Source organism: Frigoribacterium sp. UYMn621 (assembly GCF_040549525.1).
GTDB lineage: Bacteria > Actinomycetota > Actinomycetes > Actinomycetales > Microbacteriaceae > Lacisediminihabitans.
In genome coordinates, this window is the sequence record NZ_JBEPTM010000010.1 from 55046 (window position 1) to 72874 (window position 17829).

Here is a 17829-nt window from a genome sequence, read left to right on the forward strand (position 1 = left end):
AATGGGGCATGCTGTCGGCGGCAGTCCTGTACCAGCGCGGTGTCGCGCACTCGAACGCGGGGCGGCATGCCTCCGCGCGCACGGCCCTCGATGAGGCATTGCGGCGCTCGCGGGATGCCGAGCTCACCGCTCGGATCATCGGCACCGTCGCCTACCTCGAGTCCGAGACCGGGGATCCAGACCGCGGGATTGCTCTCTGTCGGTCGGCGTTGGAGGCGTCCGGCCTCAGCGCCCACACCCGAGCGGTGCTCGGCAGCCAGATCGGCCTGATCGAACTCCGACGCGGCAACGGCGATGCGGCAGTCGAGTTTCTCACCGGGGCCATGTCGAAGCTGGACTCGGATCCGGCGCGTCTGGGCGTGGTGCTCCTCAATCGCGGCCTCGCCTTTCTCGACCGCCGGGAGGTGGGGGCTGCCGGTCGGGATTTCGACGCGGCGGCCGAGGCGTTCGAGCGAGCCGGCGATCCGGTGGAGCTGGCCAAGGCCCGCAACAACCAGGGCTATGCGGCGATGCTCGCCGGAGACCTGATCGCCGCCCTCCGCCTGATGGACGAGTCCCGGCCGGTGCTCGCGGCCCTCTCCCCGGTCGCTCTCGCGACCTGTGATGCGGACCGCGCGGAGGTGCTGCTGAGCGCGGGGATGACCTCGGAGGCGATCGAGCTGTTGGCGGCTGTCGCCCGCACTTACGGACTGCGCGGACTGCGCCAGGCGCAGGCCGAGGCGGAATTCGCCCAGGCCAGGGCTCTGATCTTCGAGGATGCACGGCGAGCCGCCGCGCTCGCCCGCCGTGCCGCCCGGCGATTTCGGGCGCGCGGCAGTGAGAGCTGGGCACTGCGGGCCGAGGCCTTCGCTTTCGGTGCCACCGTGTCCTTCCGGGCGGTCGGTTCGGCGGGGTCGGCAGGCCGACTCCTCGAGCAGATCGAGCAGGTGGCGCTCGCCCTCGGCGCGCGGCACTTCGAGGGGGATGCGGTCACGCTGCGGCTTCACGGCTGCCGTCTCCGCCTGCAATCGGGGGATGCCGCGGGGGCACGTTCTGCACTCGAGGGGGCTCAACTCGGCCGCGGAACCATGATCGGCGCTCGGTTGCTCCACCGCCAGGTGGGTGCAGAGATCGCGGTGCTCGAGGGGCACCGTTCGCGCGCGCTGTCGCTGGCTCGCACCGGCCTCGATGAGCTCGCCGAGTGGCAGTCCAGCTTCGGGAGCCTCGACCTGCAGAGTGCGCTGGTCGCTCACGGCACGGGATTGATCACCGTCGGGATCCGGCAGGCGGTCGCGACCGGGCGGGCATCCGAGGTCTTCGAATGGTCGGAGCGCACACGAAACCTCACCGGACGGATCGTTCCTCTCCGGCCCCCCGCGAATGCCGCGAATGCCGCCGACCTCGCGGAGTTGCGCCAATTGCGGGCCTCCGATCCGTCGCCCCTGTCGGCAGATGGGCGAGCGGAGGCCGCACTCAGGTCGGCGATCCGCGCGCGACAGTGGGAGGGCCGCGGATCCGGCAGCCTCGAGGATCTGGTCACGCTCGATCGCGTGCAGGCGGAGCTCGGCCCGGAAGATTCCGCGCTTCTCGCCGTGCTCTGGTCGGGCGATCGGCTGACCGCACTCGCGGTGACGGGTGACAGCTCGACTGTCGTGGATCTCGGACCGCTCGATCCGATCCGCCTGGAGCTCGACGGGCTGCTCGCCGACCTCGACATGGCCGCCGCGACACTCTCGCCCGCGATGCAGCAGGTCGTAGACGCCGGTCTCGCCCACCGTCTCGACCGACTGGACAGCCTGATCGTCGGGCCCGTTCGCGAGCGCATCGGCACCGGTCGGCTGGTGGTGACGCCGCCCGGGGTTCTCGCGGGACTGCCCTGGTCGCTGCTGCCGACGCTGCGCGGTCGACCGCTGACCCTGCCGGTCTCCGCGACGCGGTGGCTGGCCCAGCGTGCACGCGGCCTGTCGCTGAGCTCGGTGGGATTCGCCGCTGGGCCGGGAGTCACGCGCGCCGAGGAGGAGGTGACGGATGCCGCGGCCGGCTGGGCGACCTCAACGGTGCTGGTCGGAGCGGCCGCGACGAGCGAGGCGGTCTCCGGCCTCGCGCAGCGGGTGGATCTGCTCCACCTGTCGGCACACGGTCGGCATTCGGCCGACAACCCGCTCTTCTCCGGCGTCCTCCTCGCGGACGGCCCGTGGTTCGGCTACGACGTGGACCAGCTGCCTGCCGTGCCGACAGTAGTGGTGCTCTCCGCGTGCGAGGTGGGACGCTCCGCGGTGCGCTGGGGGCAGGAGGCTCTCGGTATGTCGCAGGCCTGGTTGCACGCGGGGGTGCGCTGCGTGATCGCGGCTCCCGCCAGCGTTGATGACTCCCTCGCCTGCGAGCTGCTCACCGAGGCCCATGGTCTTCTCGCCTCTGGCGTGGCGCCGGCCGATGCGCTGGTGGCCGCCGGGGCATCCTCCGCGCGTCGGCCGGCTTTCCAGTGTTACGGGGCCGGGTGGTGAGGCCACACGCTGGCGAGCGATCACTCCGGAGCCGCGGGTTTCAGAGCCGGTCGTGCTCCGCGGCCTCGCCCGGGATGAGCGGGATGGCCGCTGCCGGCAAGAGCGCAACGGCCGCGAAGGCGAGCGGGTAGCCGACCAGCCCGATCAGCGCCCCGACCGCGGGGCCAACGATGGAGGCCGCCAGGAACTGCCCGGTGTTCTGGGCACCGAGGGCGCGTCCGGCCCAGGACGGCCCGGCCATCTCGGCGACGGAGGTGAAGGAGAGACCGTTGTCGGCCACGGTCACGGTCATCGCGATCACCAAGACGATTGCTGCTGCGCTCCATCTCGGCGCGCCGAAAGCCGCGAGCACCAGCATCACGGCGGCTGCCGAGATCGCGACCCAGCGCAGCGGGCGCACCCGACTGCCGACCCGGTCGCTCAGGATGCCGACGCCGATGCGGCCGATCGCCCCGACGAACTGGGCCGTCCCCACGAGCAGTCCCGCGGCGAGAGCCGGCACCTGCAACTGGGTGACCAGCCACACCAAGCCGAAGACCGAGAGGGTGAACTGCGGGAAGACGAGCAGAAGCGACACCGCGTGGATGCGCCAGAGGAACCCGCTCGAGCGATAGGGGTTAGTGGTGGGAACGCCGGGCTCCTTCACCGGCCGCGGGGGATCGCGGATACCGATCGCGCTGGCGACGGCGAAGACGCCGGTGAGCGCGAGAGGCACGATGAGGGCTGCCCCGATGCCGCCGGCGGACGCCAGAGACGGCACCGTCACGGCGGCGATGGTCACGCCGAGGGGCTGGCAGGTCTGGCGGATGCCCATGGCGAGTCCTCGGCGATCCTTGGGAAACCAGCCCACCACGACGCGCCCGCTCGCGGCGTTGGTGCTGGCCGCGGCCATCCCTCCCAGCAGGAAGAAGATGCCGAGGGCGACATAGCCGGTGGAGAGCAGCGCACCGACAGTGGCGAGAGCCACAAGAGCGAGACCGCCCGCGATCACCCAGCGTTCGCCGATGCGGTCGGCCAGTGCTCCCCAGGCGATGAGTGTCAACACCATTCCAATGGTGGGCGTCGCGGCGAGCAGACCGGCCTGCGCGAGGCTCAGCCCGCGTTCGGTGTGGAGCAGTGGGATGAGGAAGGCCGGCACGCTCACGAACACGGTGCCCGAGGTCTGGGCGGCGACTCCGAGCGTGAGAACCGTCCACGCTCGACGGGCGTCGGGGAAGGGAGTGCTCATCGACAGTGCCTTCCTCGTTCATTTCGAGTGTAGGGACAATCCGCAACCGCACCGTCGCTCGCCGTTCATCCGGTGGCCAACTGGAGTCCGCTTCGCCTTCCTAGTCTCGCAAGATCGTGAGATTCGAAGAGCGGAGAAACCGATGAGCATCGTCGCAGTCATTCCCGCCCGGGGCGGCTCCAAGGGCATCCCCGGCAAGAATCTGCGCACGGTCGCGGGCGTCCCGCTCGTGGTGCGTGCGATCGAGGCTGCGCGCTCCTGCGGACTGATCGACCGGATAGTCGTCACGACGGACGATCTCGCGATCGCGGATGCCTCCCACGCTGCCGGCGCGGAGGTCGTCGACCGTCCGGCCCACCTCTCCGGAGACCGGGCCACCTCGGAGTCGGCGGTGCTTCACGCGCTCGAGCGCATCGAACCGGCCGCCGAGATCGTCGTCTTCCTTCAGCCCACCTCGCCGTTCATCGATTCGGCGGCCCTCTGCGAAGCCATCGAGCGGGTGCGGAGCGGCCAGGAAGACGTGGTCTTCTCCGGCCTCGAGACCTTCGCCTTCCTCTGGCAGCTCGACGGCGATGGGCGGGCGACGGGCGTCAACCACGACCCCTCGGCGCGGCCCCGGCGCCAGGATCGTGAGCCGCACTTTCACGAGACCGGCGGCTTCTACGTGATGCGAGCGGCGGGATTCAGCCGCGCCCGCTTCCGATTCTTCGGCCGGATCGGTGTCGCCATCGTGGATCAGCGCACCGGCATCGAAATCGACACCGTCGATGAGCTGATGCTCGCCAACGCGATCGCCCCCCTCGTCGACACCACCCCCGCGCCGCATCCGTCCCACTCCCCACAATTGGAGCACTCATGACAGTCCACATCGGCACCTCGGAGGTCGGCACCGGCTCACCGGTCTACGTGATCGCGGAGATCGGCCTCAACCACAACGGCAGCGTGGAGACGGCCATCCAGCTCATCGATGTGGCGGCGGATGCCGGCGCCCAGGCCGTGAAGTTCCAGAAGCGCACGCCGGACATCTCCACGCCAGAGCACATGAAGAACACCCCGCGGGACACCCCCTGGGGCATGATGACCTACCTGGAATACCGCTACCGCGTGGAATTCAGCCGCGAGCAGTACATCGAGATCGGCGACTATGCGACTCTCCGCGGACTCGACTGGTTCGCCTCGCCGTGGGATGAGCCCTCTGTCGACTTCCTCGAGGACCTCAACGTTGTCGCGCACAAGGTAGCCTCCGCGTCGGTCACCGACATCGGGATGCTCCAGGCGCTCGCCGCGACCGGCAAGCCGATCATCCTCTCCACCGGCATGTCGACGCTCGACCAGATCGACCGTGCGGTCGAGGTGCTCGGCACCGGCAAGCTGGTGATCCTGCACGCGACCTCCACCTACCCGCTTCCCGCGGAAGAGGCGAACCTGCGCACGATCACCACACTGCAGCAGCGGTACGCCGGGGTGCCGATCGACTACTCCGGTCACGAGCGAGGCTTGCAGATCTCCATCGCCGCGGTGACCCTCGGCGCTGTGGCTGTCGAGCGACACATCACCCTCGACCGCACGATGTGGGGTTCCGACCACGCCGCGTCGCTCGAGCCGCAGGGTTTCGAGCACCTCGTGCGCGACATCCGGGTGATCGGTGAGGCCATGGGTGATGGCGTGAAGCGCGTCTTCCCGGGGGAGCTCGCCCCCCTGGCGAAGCTCCGCCGCGTCTCTGCCTGACCCCTCCGGGCATGACGATCACCCACGCTGAACCATCCGGTGCCGCCGAACAGGCACCGGAGCCTGTGTTGACGGCAGGAGTCACCGTCCTCGCCATCGCGGACTCCGACTCCTACGTCAAGTGGGGCGCCACCCTGCTCGGTCAGGTGCCGCACGACTGGAAGCGTTCGCTCGTCGTGCTCGCGAGCCCGGTGATGCCGAGCGGGGAACAGCTCGCCGCGGCGCTCACCGGCACCTCGGAGTCGATCGGCGCGCCGCCGATCCTCGACCTCTCCGCCCTCGCCGTTCGCATTGCCACGCTGAAGCCGGATGTCGTGCTCCTGTCGGTGCGGGGACCTCTCGTCAGAGTGGTGGTGCGCGCGATCGTCGGTGCCTCGGAGGTGCGCCCCGTCATCGTGAGCGGGCTGCCCGGCATCTCCATCCCGGCGACCAGGCGGGCGATCTCGCATCGCGCGCAGGTCGACTTCTTCGTTCTGCATTCCCGCCGTGAGGTTCGCGAGTTCGAAACTCTCGCCCAGACAATGGGCGTCGACATGCCCTTCGGTCTCGCCACGCTGCCGTTCCTGCCGCGACAGGCTCTGCCGCAGAAGACCCAGGGTCGCAACCAGAACGGCGAGGTCATCTTCGCGACGCAGGCGAAGGTGCCGGCCGAGAAGGCGGATCGGCTCGCCCTGCTCGGCTGGCTGGCCGAGGCGGCACGGCGGCACCCCTACCTCCGTGTCGTGGTGAAGGTGAGAGCGGCTCGCGGCGAGCAGCAGACGCACGCGAAACGCTACGACTATGCCGATCTCATGGACGAGCTCCGGCCGCGGGCACCGCACAACCTCGTGGTGGCCGGAGGCGCCATGGCCGATCACCTCGCCGGCGCGGCCGGGCTGGTCACGGTGAGCTCGACTGCTGCGATCGAAGCGATCGCCCTCTCGATCCCGGTGATCATCGTCAACGACTTCGGAGTGAGCGCCGAACTCATCAATACCGTCTTCGAAGGCAGTGGGCTCCTCGGCAACTGCGGTGATCTGGTGGAGGGGCGATTCCGGCACCCCGATTCGGCCTGGCTCGACGACAACTATTTCCACGGTGCGGACAAAAACGACTGGCTGCGCCGGGTCGACGAGCTGGTCGCCATTCGCGCGACCGGGGACTTCCCCCTCAAACCGCTGCGGCACGGCGCCTTCGGGGGAGTGCTTCGCCGGGCCTGGGACCGTAAGCGCGCCCTCGGCCGGTTCGACAGGTCGTGGAGCGGCATGGTCGCCCTCGTGCTGGGCACTCCGGTGCGGTACGCCCTCGTGGTCACTCGCGGCGTGCGTAGTCGTCGCGCTCGCGCCCGGCTGGCGAATGCGGAGACCGTCGGGGAGCAATGACGGTGGTGGCCGCGCTCGGCATTCGTCCGAGCCCTACGGTCTTGATCGGCTGTCGCAGCGACATCCAGGGCCTTCGTGTCGTCTGGCTGTCGTTGGCAATGCTCGGCTACGTCGGCGGAGGAACGTGGTCGATCGGCGCACCTCCGAGAACCCCGATGTCATTGTGCTGACGAGTTATGTTGAACCCACCCCGCCCGGCATTGCATCGCGGCGACCTTCAGCTGCCTTCTGGCTCCCGCTTCGATGCCGCGCTGGCACCCTACCTGTCGACCCGATGAGCGGCACGCCGTTCACGCCGGGACGACGCCCCGCGCGCACCAGGCCATCGCCGAGACCTCGAACGGGGTGGTTGGCACGGACTTCGCGCACCGGAGTCTGAGCGTTTCGCGGCCCTCTTCCGTCAGCCCGCTGACATATTCTCCGGCCGGCCCGACACCCAGGGTATACGGCTGCCACCACTCGTCGAACGACGCGAAACGCCGGGTCACAGTGAGGGTCGACGACTCGACGTCGTGCAGGCCGGCGATACCGAAAAGCTCGTCGAGGTGACCCTCCCGCGTGCCGGCCAGAGCGGCTTCGCCGGGAGCCTCGGGGTCGAGGTCGTGCACCGATCGCCAAAAGGTTGCGAGCGGGCCGCGATCGCCCGCGTGGTCCCAGACGCAGGCCGCGACCAGTCCGCCGGGCCGCGTCACGCGAGCCATCTCGCACAGCCCGGCCACGGGATCCGTCATGAAATGCACCACCAGCTGGGCGAGGGCCACATCGAACTCCCCGTCTCCGAACGGCAACTGCTCCGCCCCGGCGAGTCGGACATCGAGCCCCGGAACGCGCCGCGTCGTCGCCTCCACGAAAGAGGGCGAGGGGTCGACCGCGGCGACGGCTCCCGTGCCGAGGCGCCGCGCCAGTTGCTCGGTGAGCGCGCCGGTGCCGCAGCCCACGTCGAGGGCGCGGTGGCCCGACTGCAGCTGCGACCAGTCGGCGAAGAGCGGGGCGAGCGGCTCGGAGTACTGGCCCATAAATCGGCCGTAAGCGGCCGCCGAGACATCGAAACTCATGGGGGAACGCTACTCCTGCGGCCACCGCAGCGGGGTGGATGCGGCACAGCGTAGGGGGTACCGCTGCCTCCACTACGGCATGTTTCCGAGTGTGTCTCCGTGCGTCCGACTCGCTTGCCCGTGGCCGAGCGAACCGTGCAGCATGGCCGGATGCCCCATCAGACCTCGCCCCGCCAGATCCGTTTCAACGCCTTCGACATGAACTGCGTCGCCCACCAGTCCTCGGGAATGTGGCGTCACCCCGACGACCAGGCGTGGCGGTACAAAGACCTCGAGTACTGGACGGAACTCGCCAAACTCCTCGAGCGCGGCACCTTCGACGGCGTCTTCATCGCCGATGTGCTCGGCACCTACGACGTCTACGGCGGTTCCAACGAGGCGGCGATCCGACACGGCGCACAGGTGCCGGTGAACGACCCGGTTCTCCTCGTCTCGGCGATGGCGCACGTGACGGAGAACCTCGGGTTCGGCATCACCGCCGGCACCTCCTACGAGCACCCCTATCCCTTCGCCCGACGCATGTCGACCCTCGACCACCTCACCAAGGGTCGGGTCGGGTGGAACGTGGTCACCGGCTACCTGCCGAGCGCCGCGCGCAACATGGGCCACGACGACCAGCTCGAGCACGACGACCGCTACGACGTCGCCGACGAGTACCTCGAAGTGCTCTACAAGCTCTGGGAGGGCTCCTGGGAGGATGACGCGGTGCAGCGCAACCGCGAGACCGGCGTGTTCACCGACCCGGCGAAGGTGCACGAGATCGGGCACAGTGGCAAGAACTTCACGGTTCCGGGCATCCACCTCTCCGAGCCGTCGACGCAACGCACGCCGGTGATCTACCAGGCGGGGGCCTCGGGCCGGGGCATCCAGTTCGCCGCGGGCAATGCCGAAGCCATCTTCGTCGCCGCTCCCACCAAGGCCGTGCTCACGACCTCCGTCGCGAAGATCCGCGACGCGCTCGAAGCCGCCGGTCGGGACCGCTACTCCGCGAAGATCTACACCCTGCTCACGATCATCACCGACTCCACCGAGCAGAAGGCGAAGGCGAAGCACCAGGACTTCCTGCAGTATGCGAGTGACGAGGGAGCCCTCGTGTTCATGTCGGGGTGGATGGGCATCGACCTGTCGCAGTACGACCTCGGCGAGCCCGTGGGCAATGTGAAGAGCAACGCCATCCAATCGGTGATCGCCAACTATGCCGAATCCGCCGAGAACGGTGAGGAGTTCACGGTCGGCGACATCGGCCGGCTCGGGGCCATCGGCGGGCTGGGGCCGTTCATCGTCGGCTCGGGCGAGCAGATCGCCGACCAGCTGCAGGAGTGGGTCGAGGAGACCGACGTCGACGGCTTCAACCTCGCCTACGCGATCACCCCCGGCACCTTCGAGGACGTCGTGGAGCACGTCATCCCGGTGCTGCGTGCACGGGGGGCATACCCGCAGGCCTACGTCCCAGGATCCCTGCGCCAGAAGTTGCACGGCCGGGGTGACCGGCTGCCGGGGGAGCACAAGGGAGCATCGTTCCGAATCGGTGGCACCGGGTCGACGTCCCCTCGCTGAACCCTCCACTCGGCGCGCCGCGGAGGTTCGCCTGTGGATAACCTCGGCGCGGAATCGCCGCAGCGATCGATGATGTGGGGATGTCCACGGCCGTCGCCCTCATCACGGAACAGGTGCGAGAGCGCGTGCGGCGCGATGGAGTGGATCTCGGGGGAGACCGGCAGGGCGCGCTGGTGGACAGATACGTGCGAGAAGAAGTGCGGCGCTACAGTGAACGGGCGCTCGGCGGTTCCCTGCCGATGTTGCACGACGAGCACCAGGCCGCGCGCGAGATCGTGGCCTCGATCACCGGCTTCGGAGCGTTGCAGCCGTTCTTCGACGATCCCGAGATCGAGGAGATCTGGATCAACGGCCCCGCGAAGGTCTTCATCGCCCGCAACGGGGTGCCGGAGCTCACCAGCGTGCTGCTCTCGGACACCGAGGTGCGTGACCTCGTGGAGCGGATGCTGCAGTCCACGGGCCGGCGGGTCGACCTCTCCTCGCCCTTCGTCGACGCCTCATTGCCCGACGGATCGCGGCTGCATGTGGTGATCCCGGACGTGACCCGGCGTCACTGGGCCGTCAACATCCGCAAGTTCACCCAGCGCATCCGTGATCTGCAGCGGCTCGTCGCCCTCGGCTCGCTCAGCCACCAGGCGGCGGAATTCCTGCGCCTGTGTGTGCTCTCCGGGCAGAACATTCTGGTCTCCGGCGCGACACAGAGCGGCAAGACCACCCTGTTGAACGCGTTGCTTTCCGGGGCACGCACCGGCGAGCGCATCGTCACCGTCGAGGAGACCTTCGAACTCGACCTCGCGGCGCGGGATGTCGTCGGCATGCAGTGCCGCCAACCGAGCCTCGAGGGCACCGGCGAGATCACCCTGCGCCGACTCATCAAGGAGGCACTACGGATGCGCCCCGACCGGCTCGTCGTCGGAGAGGTGCGCGAGGCCGAGTCGCTCGACCTCCTCATCGCCCTCAACAGCGGGCTGCCCGGCATGTGCTCGATCCACGCCAACAGCGCACGGGATGCCCTCGCCAAGCTCTGCACCCTGCCGCTGTTGGCCGGGCGCAACATCGACTCCTCCTTCGTGGTGCCGACGGTCGCCGCATCCGTCGACATGGTGGTGCACTGCGAACTCGCCCGCAACGGCCAGCGACGGATCACCGAGATCCTCGCGCCGAGTGGCGTCGTCACCGGCGGCACGATCGTGGAGGCGAGCCTCATCTTCGCCCTGCAGCGCGGGGTGCTCACCGCCACCGGGAGCTATCCGGGCCGCAGCGGCAAATTCGACGCGGCTGGATTCGACCTTGCGTCGATTCTGGCGGGGGTGGCGGCATGACTCTCACCGTTGTGCTCGGCTTGGTGTTGGGCCTGGGGCTAGTGCTCATCGTCTCTGCCGTCGCCTGGCCGGCGGCGGCGGGGGCGCGTACGCGATCGCGACGCGCAGGCGGATTCCTGCGCCAGAGACTCGCCCGGGCCGGCTTGCCGTCGGTGTCGCTCGCGGCAGTCGGCGTGGTTTCCGTGGTCGGCGGCCTCGCGATCGCAGCTCTCAGCTTCGCCCTCGTTCCCGTCGTGGCGATCTCGTTGATCGCGGGGGCTGGCGCCCTCGCTCTTCCGCTCGCGATGATCCAGTGGCGGGTCCGTTCGCGCCGACGGGCGGCCCGGGTGCTCTGGCCCGACATCGTCGACCATCTCGTCTCGGCGGTGCGCTCGGGACTCGCGCTGCCGGACAGCGTCGTGACCCTCGCCCACACCGGGCCGGCGCCGACCAGGGACGCGTTCACGGAGTTCGCACGCGACTATCGGGCCACCGGGAACTTCGGCCTGAGCCTCGATGCACTCAAGGACCGGCTTGCCGATCCGGTGGCCGACCGAATTCTCGAGACGCTGCGGATGTCGCGCGAGGTCGGGGGGAGCGAGTTGACGACAGTGCTGCGCAACCTGTCGTCCTACCTGCGACAGGAGGCGGCCATCCGATCCGAGGTGGAGGCACGCCAGTCCTGGGTGGTGAACGCCGCCCGGCTCGGGGTCGCGGCGCCGTGGGTCATCCTCGTGCTGCTCGCCACCCGGCCAGAGGCCGCCGCCGCCTACAACACCGCCGGGGGAGTGCTGCTGATCGTCGGCGGCCTCTTCGTGACAGCGATGGCGTACCGCCTGATGCTTGCTCTCGGCCGTTTTCCGGAGGAGCGCCGATGGTTCGCCTAGACGCACTCTCCGGATGGGCGGTGCTCTGCGGACTCGGGCTGGGGCTCGGGCTCTGGTCGCTCGCCAGTCTCGTGCCCCGATTGAGCCGGCCGCGGCTCGCCGCCAGGGTCGCGCCCTACGTCGTCGACGTGTCGATCGGTGCCCGCGAGCTTCTCGGCCGCCACACCGTCGACCCGCTCCCGGTCGTCGGAGCTCTGTTCGGCCCGGCATTCGAACGACTCCGAACTCTGCTCGGCTCCGCGCTCGGCGGGGGTGCCACCATCGAGCTGCGCTTGCGACAATCATCGTCGCTCCTCACTGTGGAGGCCTTTCGATCCCGCCAGTTGGCGTGGGGTATCGGCGCCGCGCTTCTCGGACTGGTCGCGCCCCTGGCGTTCGCTCGCGTGCGCCCGATCGCCCCCGCCCTTGTCGGCGCCATCGTGGTCATCTCGGCGATATTCGGCATCGTGCTCTGCGACCGGATGCTGCACCGGGCTGCCGTGAAGCGCCTCGCGCGGATCACCGCCGAGCTTCCGACGGTGTTGGAGTTCCTCACCCTCAGCCTCTCGGCCGGCGAAGGCATCCTCGATGCCCTTCGGCGGGTCGGCAGGGTCAGCCACGGCGAGCTGGCAGCCGAGCTCGCGGCAGTCGTCACGGTCGTCAACACCGGGGTGCCCCTCGCCGAGTCGCTCGACGCTCTCGCCTCCGGCATCCGCTTACGCGCTCTCACCCGCTGCGTCGACCAGGTGACCGGCGCCCTGGAGCGAGGCACCCCGCTCGCCGAGGTGCTGCGCGCCCAGGCCCAGGATGCGCGAGACGATGCCAAGCGGGAGCTCCTCGAGGTCGCGGGAAAAAAAGAAGTCGCGATGCTCGTGCCGCTGGTGTTCCTCATCCTGCCGGTGACCATCGTCTTCGCGATCTATCCGGGCATCTTCGTGCTGCAATTCGGGCTCTGACAGCGATCACCTCACGAAAGGACCATCCATCATGAACAGGCTCCGCGAACGATTTCAGGCTGCGTTGGGGAACGAGCGTGGCGATGTCCCTGGCTGGGTTCTCATCACGCTGATGACCGCCGGGCTCGTGATCATCATCTGGGGTCTTGCCGGCCCGGCGCTCAGTGCGGTGTTCCAGCAGGCGATCCAGCGCGTCACCGGCTTCTGACCCGCGGAGCCATCACCATGCACCGCCTGCGATCCCTCGCGCGCAACGAGGCCGGTTCGGCCGTCGCCGAATTCGTGATGGTGGGTGCGCTGCTCACGGTGCTCACCCTCTCGGTGATGCAGCTCGCGCTGGCGCTGCACATCCGAAACACGGTGCTCGACGCGGCGTCCGAGGGCGCCAGGTTCGCCGCCCTCGCCGACAGCTCGCTCGGGGAGGGGGCCGCGCGATCCCGGGACCTGATCACCTCGGCCATCGGGCCCGGCTATGCGACCGACGTGACGGCCGGCTATGGACGCTACCTCGGACATTCCTCGGCCATCGTCACCGTGCGCGCGCCGCTGCCGCTCATCGGTCTGTTCGGCCTCGATGGTGGGCTGGAGGTGAGCGGTCATGCGGCCGTCGAGACGATTCCGTAGCGCGATGCATGGCGCGATGAGTGCGCAGGACGGCACCGCCTCCCTCGAGTTCGTCACCGCCGGCATGATCCTGTTGCTGCCCCTGGTCTACCTCGTGCTGACGATGTCCGCCCTGCAGGCCGCATCCCTCGCCGTTGAGGGGGCCGCTCGCCAGGCGGTGCGGGTCTATGTGCAAGCGCCCGATACCCGCAGTGCCGAAGCCGAGGCCGATCGGGCGATCCGATTCGCGCTCGCCGACTACGGCATCGATTCCTCGACCGCGAGCGTCTCGATCTCCTGCTCACCCCTGGCCTCCGAATGCCTGCGGCGCCGGGCCGCGGTCACGATCTCGGTCGAGGTCTCCGTCGGTCTTCCGCTCGTGCCCGCGGTGCTCTCGGCTGGTGGGCCTGCGGCGGTGCCGCTCCGATCGACCGCCACCGAACAGGTCTCCCGGTTCTGGGGTGAGCAGTGAGAGCAGCACTGGCACGGGTGAGGGGGGAGGAGGGATCGCTCCTTCCGCTCACCATCTTCTACGGCTTCCTCTCGCTGGTGCTGATCCTTCTGGTCGTCGCCGCGACCTCCCTCTACCTCGAGCGCAAACGCCTGTTCACGGTGGCGGATGGCGCGGCCCTCGTCGGCGCTGAGGCCTTCGCCCTCGATGACGTGTCGGTCACCGCTGGCGCTCCACGCCCGAGCCTGCGTTCCGCGCAGGTGCGGGCGGCCGTGGCGGACTACCTCGACACCGTGCCCCACGATCGATTCGAGTCGTTGCGCCTCGAGTCGGCCGGCACCACGGACGGCCGCAGTGCCACCGTTGAGCTCTCCGCCTACTGGCGCCCTCCGGTGGTGTCGCTGCTGCTGCCCGAGGGCATCCGGCTCGAGGTGACGGCAGTGGGGAGGTCCGTCTTCGGCTGAACGGGTGCTACTCCGAGCTGCTGCCCACGAACAACACCGCCGCGCCGAGCCCGATCATCATGACCCCACCGGCCGCGCCCAGCCTTCCGATGCGTCTCGGCGACCGAGCGAACCACTGCCGCACCGAGCCAGCGACGAGGGCCCACACGCTGTCGCTGACCAGGGCGATCGCCACGAAGACCGCCCCGAGGGTCGCGAGCTGCAGCGGAATGACTCCGCGCGAGTAGTCCACGAACTGTGGAAGCACGGCGACGAGGAAGACGATGGTCTTGGGGTTGGAGACACCAACGACGAAGCCCTCGGCGAGCATCCGCCGGGCACTGCGCGGTCGACGGGACTCGGGCGATTCGGCGTGGACGTCATTGCGGTGCCGGATCGCCTGGATGCCGAGGAAGACGAGGTAGAGGGCGCCGGCGATCTTGATGGCGGTGAAGAGCACGATCGACTGCTCCACGATCACCCCGACTCCGAGGGCGACGGCGGCGGCGATGACGAGGGCCCCCGCGGCGTTGCCGGCCACGCTGAGGAGGCCCCCGATGCGGCCGAGCGCGAGCGACCGGCCGATCACGAAGAGCACACTCGGGCCCGGGATCAGCATCAGGCCGAGGGCGGCGAGCGCGAAGGTGAGAACGTTGCCAGCGGGGATCATGCTGAGAGCTTAGGGGCGACGCGCTCGACCGGGTTGCGGCTGGGGTACTGTCGGGATTTATGGAGGATGTCGGCGCTCGCGCAACCCGTGATGACGATGCTTCGGCCGACGTCGTCTGGGATGTGCTCGTGGTCGGAGCCGGCCCCGCGGGGTCGTCCGCGGCCCGGGTAGCGGCGGAGGCTGGGGCATCCGTTCTGCTGGTCGATCGCGCGCGGTTTCCCCGCTACAAGACCTGCGGTGGTGGCCTCATCGGCATCTCCCTCGCGCACCTTCCGTCGTCGGTGCTTCCGATGGTCGAGCAGCAGGTGAGCGAAGTGCGGTTCTCCCTTCGTGGAGGGGCGCAGAAGTCCTATCGCCGCGTCCTGCCGTTCCTCGCCCTCGTGCAGCGCGAGAGATTCGATGACGCTCTCGTGAAGGCAGCCGTCGCCGAGGGGGTGACGTTTCGCGATGCGGTCGTCGTCAAGGCGGTGGAGGAGGCGGATGGGCTCGTCACGGTGACGACGGACGGCGCCCCGATCCGCGCCCGCGTTGTGGTGGGAGCCGATGGAACGAGCGGCCGGATCGGTCGTTACGTGGGGGTGCGGAATCGCGGCACCGACCTCGCGCTCGAGGTGGAGCTCACCAGAACAGCAGAGGCGCCCGACTACGACGGGGTGATCGCCTTCGACTGGGGCGCCGCCCCCGGAAGCTACGCGTGGGTGTTCCCCAAGGAGAAGGTGCTCACGGTCGGGGTCATCCAGGCCAGGGGCGAACCCCAACAGACTCGCGACTACCTCGAGTCCTGGCTGCACACTGCGGGTCTCGACGGCCTCGAGACCGAGCGCTCGAGCGGTCACCTCACCCAGTGGAGAGCCCCGGATTCACCGCTGCGACGCGGCTCTGTGCTGGTGGCGGGGGATGCCGCCGGACTGCTCGACCCGTGGACCCGCGAGGGCCTGTCCTACGCGCTCCGCTCCGGATGCTGGGCAGGGGAGGCCGCCGCGTCCGCCGCTCACGGCGACGACCGGGCACTGCACGCGTACGCCGAGAGGATCGGCGAACAGCTCGATCCGGACATCCGGGCCGGCGAGCGTCTTCTGCGCTTCTTCGAGAGGCATCCCCGTCTCGTGCACCTCACACTCGCATATACCGGAACCGGCATGAGACTCTTCCTCGCCGTCTGCGACGGCACGAAGACGCTCGGCGGCATCCTCTCCCGCCCTCTCCTGGGTCGCGCTCTGCGGGTGTTCGGCTCGTGACCTCTGCCGAAGCCGCCCAGCTGCTCGGCGTGAGCGCGGAGGCGCTGCCGCCGGAGATCGAGCGGGCATTCAAGCAACGGGCGCGAATGTCTCACCCCGACCGATTCACGGGTGCCTCTCCCTCCGAATCGCGCGCGGCGGCCGCCGAGTTCATCCGGGTCACGGAGGCGCGCAACCTGCTGCTGCGGCTGGCGGCGGAGCGGGTGGGTGCCGCCGGATCCGCGTCGCCCCCGCGCATCACCGAGTCGCTCGTCTACACCTCGGCGCCCGCCCCGCGTTACGTGCCGCGTCGCAGCGGCGCGACGATCATCTGGACCTTCCTGTTGATCGTGGCCAGCGTGTTCTGTTTCATCGGCGGCACCCTGCCGCTCTCGCCGTGGAACCTGCTCTTGCTCGTGCCCCTCGACTTCTGCGCCATCGCCTACGCCCGCACGAGCAGGCAGGCCGCACTCGTCGGCACCCTCGTCTTCGGTGCGATCAACGCTGCGGTCGCGGTAACGATCGCCTCGTTCGGGTCGCTCGTCGCGCTCGAGATCCTGCTCGCTCCGGTGATCGCGCTGGTCGTGATCGGTCGCAGTCGGCGGGGAAGGCTCACCGACAGTGCTGCTCAGCGCGGGCGGCGCGGGGCGTAACGCGGCACGTAGCGCAGAAGCACGCCCGCCCCGACGAGACCGACGATCCCCAGGACACCGCTGGCGAAGGAGATCGAGACCGCGGCGGTGAGCGCCGAGAGCGCGAGGGGCGAGACCGCGCTTCCGGCATCCCCGGTGAAGCGCCATGCTCCGAGAAACGGAGCCGGATCGTTCTGGTCCGCGAGGTCGGCTCCCAGGGTCATGAGGATGCCGCTTCCGATCCCGTTCGCGATCGACATGAAGAGTGCGGAGGCGATGAACCACGGCACGGCACTGGCGAGGTCGTGGGTGACGGCGAGCACGAGGTGCCCCACGCCGAGTCCGATCATCGACGGCAGGGCGCTCCAGAGCCGACCGAAGCGGTCCATGATCTGGCCACTGACATAGAAGAGGCCGAAGTCGAGAGCCCCGGCCGCGCCGATGATCAGGGCCGTCTGGGCATCCGGGATCCCGATGCTCACCGCCCAGAGGGGCAGGATCACCTGGCGGCTCGCCCGCATCGCCCCGATGAGTGCCGCTCCGGTTCCGAGTCGTGACAGCACGGCGCGGGAGGCCCAAATGGTGCGGAACAGACCCACCGATTCCGCGGCGACGAACACCGGGCCCGTTCGCTCGGATGTGGTCGTCCTGCGTTCGGCGATCGATTCGACCGGATCGCGCAGCAGAAGCAGTGAGGCCGCCGCCGCCGCACAGCACACGATGTGCACCCAGAAGACGGACTGTGTCGAGCCGGAGAGATGGATCACCGCCGCCGCGACGAAGGGGCCGATGAAATAGCCGAGACGGAAGGTGCCGCCGAGGGTCGACAGTGCCCTGGCACGAAAGGCACGCGGCACGAAGCTCGTCATGAACGCGTGACGGGCCAGTGCGAAGACGGCGGTGGAGAGACCGATGGCGAAGATGCCGAGGCCGAGGATCCAGGGGTTGGGGGAGGCGAGCGCGGTCACCAGACCGACGATGGAGAGCAGCGCCGCGTAGATCATGGCGGTGCGTTCGCCGATGCGGCTGACGATCCACCCGCTCGGGATGTCGCCGAAGAGCTCGCCGAGCAGGATCATCGAGGCGATGACTCCCGCGACCGCGAGCGACGCTCCGAGGCTGTTCGCCACCTGCGGGATGATGGGGATGATGGCGCCCTCGCCCACAGAGAACAGCAGCGTCGGCAGGATGGCGGGCAACGCGATCGAGCGGAAACTGAAGTCCGGCACGCTGCTGCTCATCACCTTCGAGGCTACCCGCTCAGGGGGCGAAGGCCCG

Annotated in this window: 18 protein-coding genes; 14 read left to right on the plus strand and 4 right to left on the minus strand. The window is 69.2% G+C overall.

All coding sequences use genetic code 11. From position 1 onward, the window contains the following. Positions 1–8 precede the first annotated feature (8 nt). A complete protein-coding gene (locus tag ABIB54_RS14465; protein ID WP_354576223.1) occupies positions 9–2483 on the plus strand; it encodes a CHAT domain-containing protein in 2475 nt (824 codons plus the stop codon). A 40-nt stretch (positions 2484–2523) separates the two neighbouring features. Here the strand turns inward: ABIB54_RS14465 and ABIB54_RS14470 are convergent, their stop codons facing one another. Next, positions 2524–3711 carry an MFS transporter gene (locus ABIB54_RS14470; RefSeq protein WP_354576224.1) on the minus strand — a complete coding sequence of 396 codons (1188 nt, stop codon included), beginning with the start codon at positions 3709–3711 and terminating at the stop codon, positions 2524–2526. A gap of 142 nt (positions 3712–3853) precedes the next feature. Here ABIB54_RS14470 and ABIB54_RS14475 point away from each other — a divergent pair, with 142 nt between their 5' ends. The 3 genes from ABIB54_RS14475 to ABIB54_RS14485 are packed head-to-tail and all read left to right on the plus strand — an operon-like array spanning position 3854 to position 6800. Beyond that, on the plus strand, positions 3854–4570 hold the full coding sequence (locus ABIB54_RS14475; RefSeq protein WP_354576225.1) for an acylneuraminate cytidylyltransferase family protein: 717 nt from the start codon (positions 3854–3856) through the stop codon (positions 4568–4570). Then, positions 4567–5439 carry an N-acetylneuraminate synthase family protein gene (locus tag ABIB54_RS14480; RefSeq protein WP_354576226.1) on the plus strand — a complete coding sequence of 291 codons (873 nt, stop codon included), beginning with the start codon at positions 4567–4569 and terminating at the stop codon, positions 5437–5439. Before ABIB54_RS14475 ends, ABIB54_RS14480 begins: the two co-directional genes overlap by 4 nt. An 11-nt stretch (positions 5440–5450) precedes the next feature. Beyond that, complete coding sequence (locus ABIB54_RS14485; protein WP_354576227.1) at positions 5451–6800, plus strand: DUF6716 putative glycosyltransferase; 1350 nt, start codon at positions 5451–5453, stop codon at positions 6798–6800. A gap of 290 nt (positions 6801–7090) precedes the next feature. On the opposite strand, the gene ABIB54_RS14490 is transcribed toward ABIB54_RS14485, so the two are convergent. Next, positions 7091–7855, minus strand: coding sequence for a class I SAM-dependent methyltransferase (locus tag ABIB54_RS14490; protein WP_354576228.1), 765 nt, complete (start codon positions 7853–7855; stop codon positions 7091–7093). A gap of 150 nt (positions 7856–8005) precedes the next feature. Between ABIB54_RS14490 and ABIB54_RS14495 the strand changes: the two genes are divergently transcribed. From ABIB54_RS14495 to ABIB54_RS14530, 8 genes are all read left to right on the plus strand, one after another. After that, positions 8006–9412, plus strand: coding sequence for an LLM class flavin-dependent oxidoreductase (locus tag ABIB54_RS14495; RefSeq protein ID WP_354576229.1), 1407 nt, complete (start codon positions 8006–8008; stop codon positions 9410–9412). An 80-nt stretch (positions 9413–9492) separates the two neighbouring features. After that, a complete protein-coding gene (locus tag ABIB54_RS14500) occupies positions 9493–10734 on the plus strand; it encodes a TadA family conjugal transfer-associated ATPase (RefSeq protein WP_354576230.1) in 1242 nt (413 codons plus the stop codon). After that, a complete protein-coding gene (locus ABIB54_RS14505) occupies positions 10731–11600 on the plus strand; it encodes a type II secretion system F family protein (RefSeq protein WP_354576231.1) in 870 nt (289 codons plus the stop codon). Before ABIB54_RS14500 ends, ABIB54_RS14505 begins: the two co-directional genes overlap by 4 nt. Then, positions 11588–12535, plus strand: a complete 948-nt coding sequence (locus tag ABIB54_RS14510) for a type II secretion system F family protein (RefSeq protein ID WP_354576232.1) — start codon at positions 11588–11590, stop codon at positions 12533–12535. The genes ABIB54_RS14505 and ABIB54_RS14510 overlap by 13 nt, the downstream gene beginning before the upstream one ends. Positions 12536–12566: 31 nt before the next feature. Continuing rightward, positions 12567–12743, plus strand: coding sequence for a hypothetical protein (locus ABIB54_RS14515; protein WP_354576233.1), 177 nt, complete (start codon positions 12567–12569; stop codon positions 12741–12743). Between the two features lie 17 nt (positions 12744–12760). Continuing rightward, positions 12761–13159, plus strand: coding sequence for a TadE/TadG family type IV pilus assembly protein (locus ABIB54_RS14520; protein WP_354576234.1), 399 nt, complete (start codon positions 12761–12763; stop codon positions 13157–13159). Between the two features lie 16 nt (positions 13160–13175). Next, positions 13176–13610 carry a hypothetical protein gene (locus ABIB54_RS14525; protein WP_354576235.1) on the plus strand — a complete coding sequence of 145 codons (435 nt, stop codon included), beginning with the start codon at positions 13176–13178 and terminating at the stop codon, positions 13608–13610. After that, positions 13607–14053, plus strand: a complete 447-nt coding sequence (locus tag ABIB54_RS14530; RefSeq protein ID WP_354576236.1) for a pilus assembly protein TadG-related protein — start codon at positions 13607–13609, stop codon at positions 14051–14053. The genes ABIB54_RS14525 and ABIB54_RS14530 overlap by 4 nt, the downstream gene beginning before the upstream one ends. Positions 14054–14060: 7 nt before the next feature. Here ABIB54_RS14530 and ABIB54_RS14535 read toward each other — a convergent pair whose 3' ends face one another. After that, positions 14061–14702 carry a LysE family translocator gene (locus tag ABIB54_RS14535; protein WP_354576237.1) on the minus strand — a complete coding sequence of 214 codons (642 nt, stop codon included), beginning with the start codon at positions 14700–14702 and terminating at the stop codon, positions 14061–14063. Between the two features lie 59 nt (positions 14703–14761). Here ABIB54_RS14535 and ABIB54_RS14540 point away from each other — a divergent pair, with 59 nt between their 5' ends. Both ABIB54_RS14540 and ABIB54_RS14545 read left to right on the plus strand, forming a co-directional pair. After that, a complete protein-coding gene (locus ABIB54_RS14540) occupies positions 14762–15940 on the plus strand; it encodes a geranylgeranyl reductase family protein (RefSeq protein WP_354576238.1) in 1179 nt (392 codons plus the stop codon). Further along, positions 15937–16572 carry a J domain-containing protein gene (locus ABIB54_RS14545; RefSeq protein ID WP_354576239.1) on the plus strand — a complete coding sequence of 212 codons (636 nt, stop codon included), beginning with the start codon at positions 15937–15939 and terminating at the stop codon, positions 16570–16572. Before ABIB54_RS14540 ends, ABIB54_RS14545 begins: the two co-directional genes overlap by 4 nt. On the opposite strand, the gene ABIB54_RS14550 is transcribed toward ABIB54_RS14545, so the two are convergent. Continuing rightward, positions 16548–17792 (minus strand): MFS transporter, encoded by a 1245-nt coding sequence (locus ABIB54_RS14550; RefSeq protein WP_354576240.1) that lies wholly within the window; start codon positions 17790–17792, stop codon positions 16548–16550. The genes ABIB54_RS14545 and ABIB54_RS14550 overlap by 25 nt on opposite strands. Between the last annotated feature and the right edge of the window lie 37 nt (positions 17793–17829).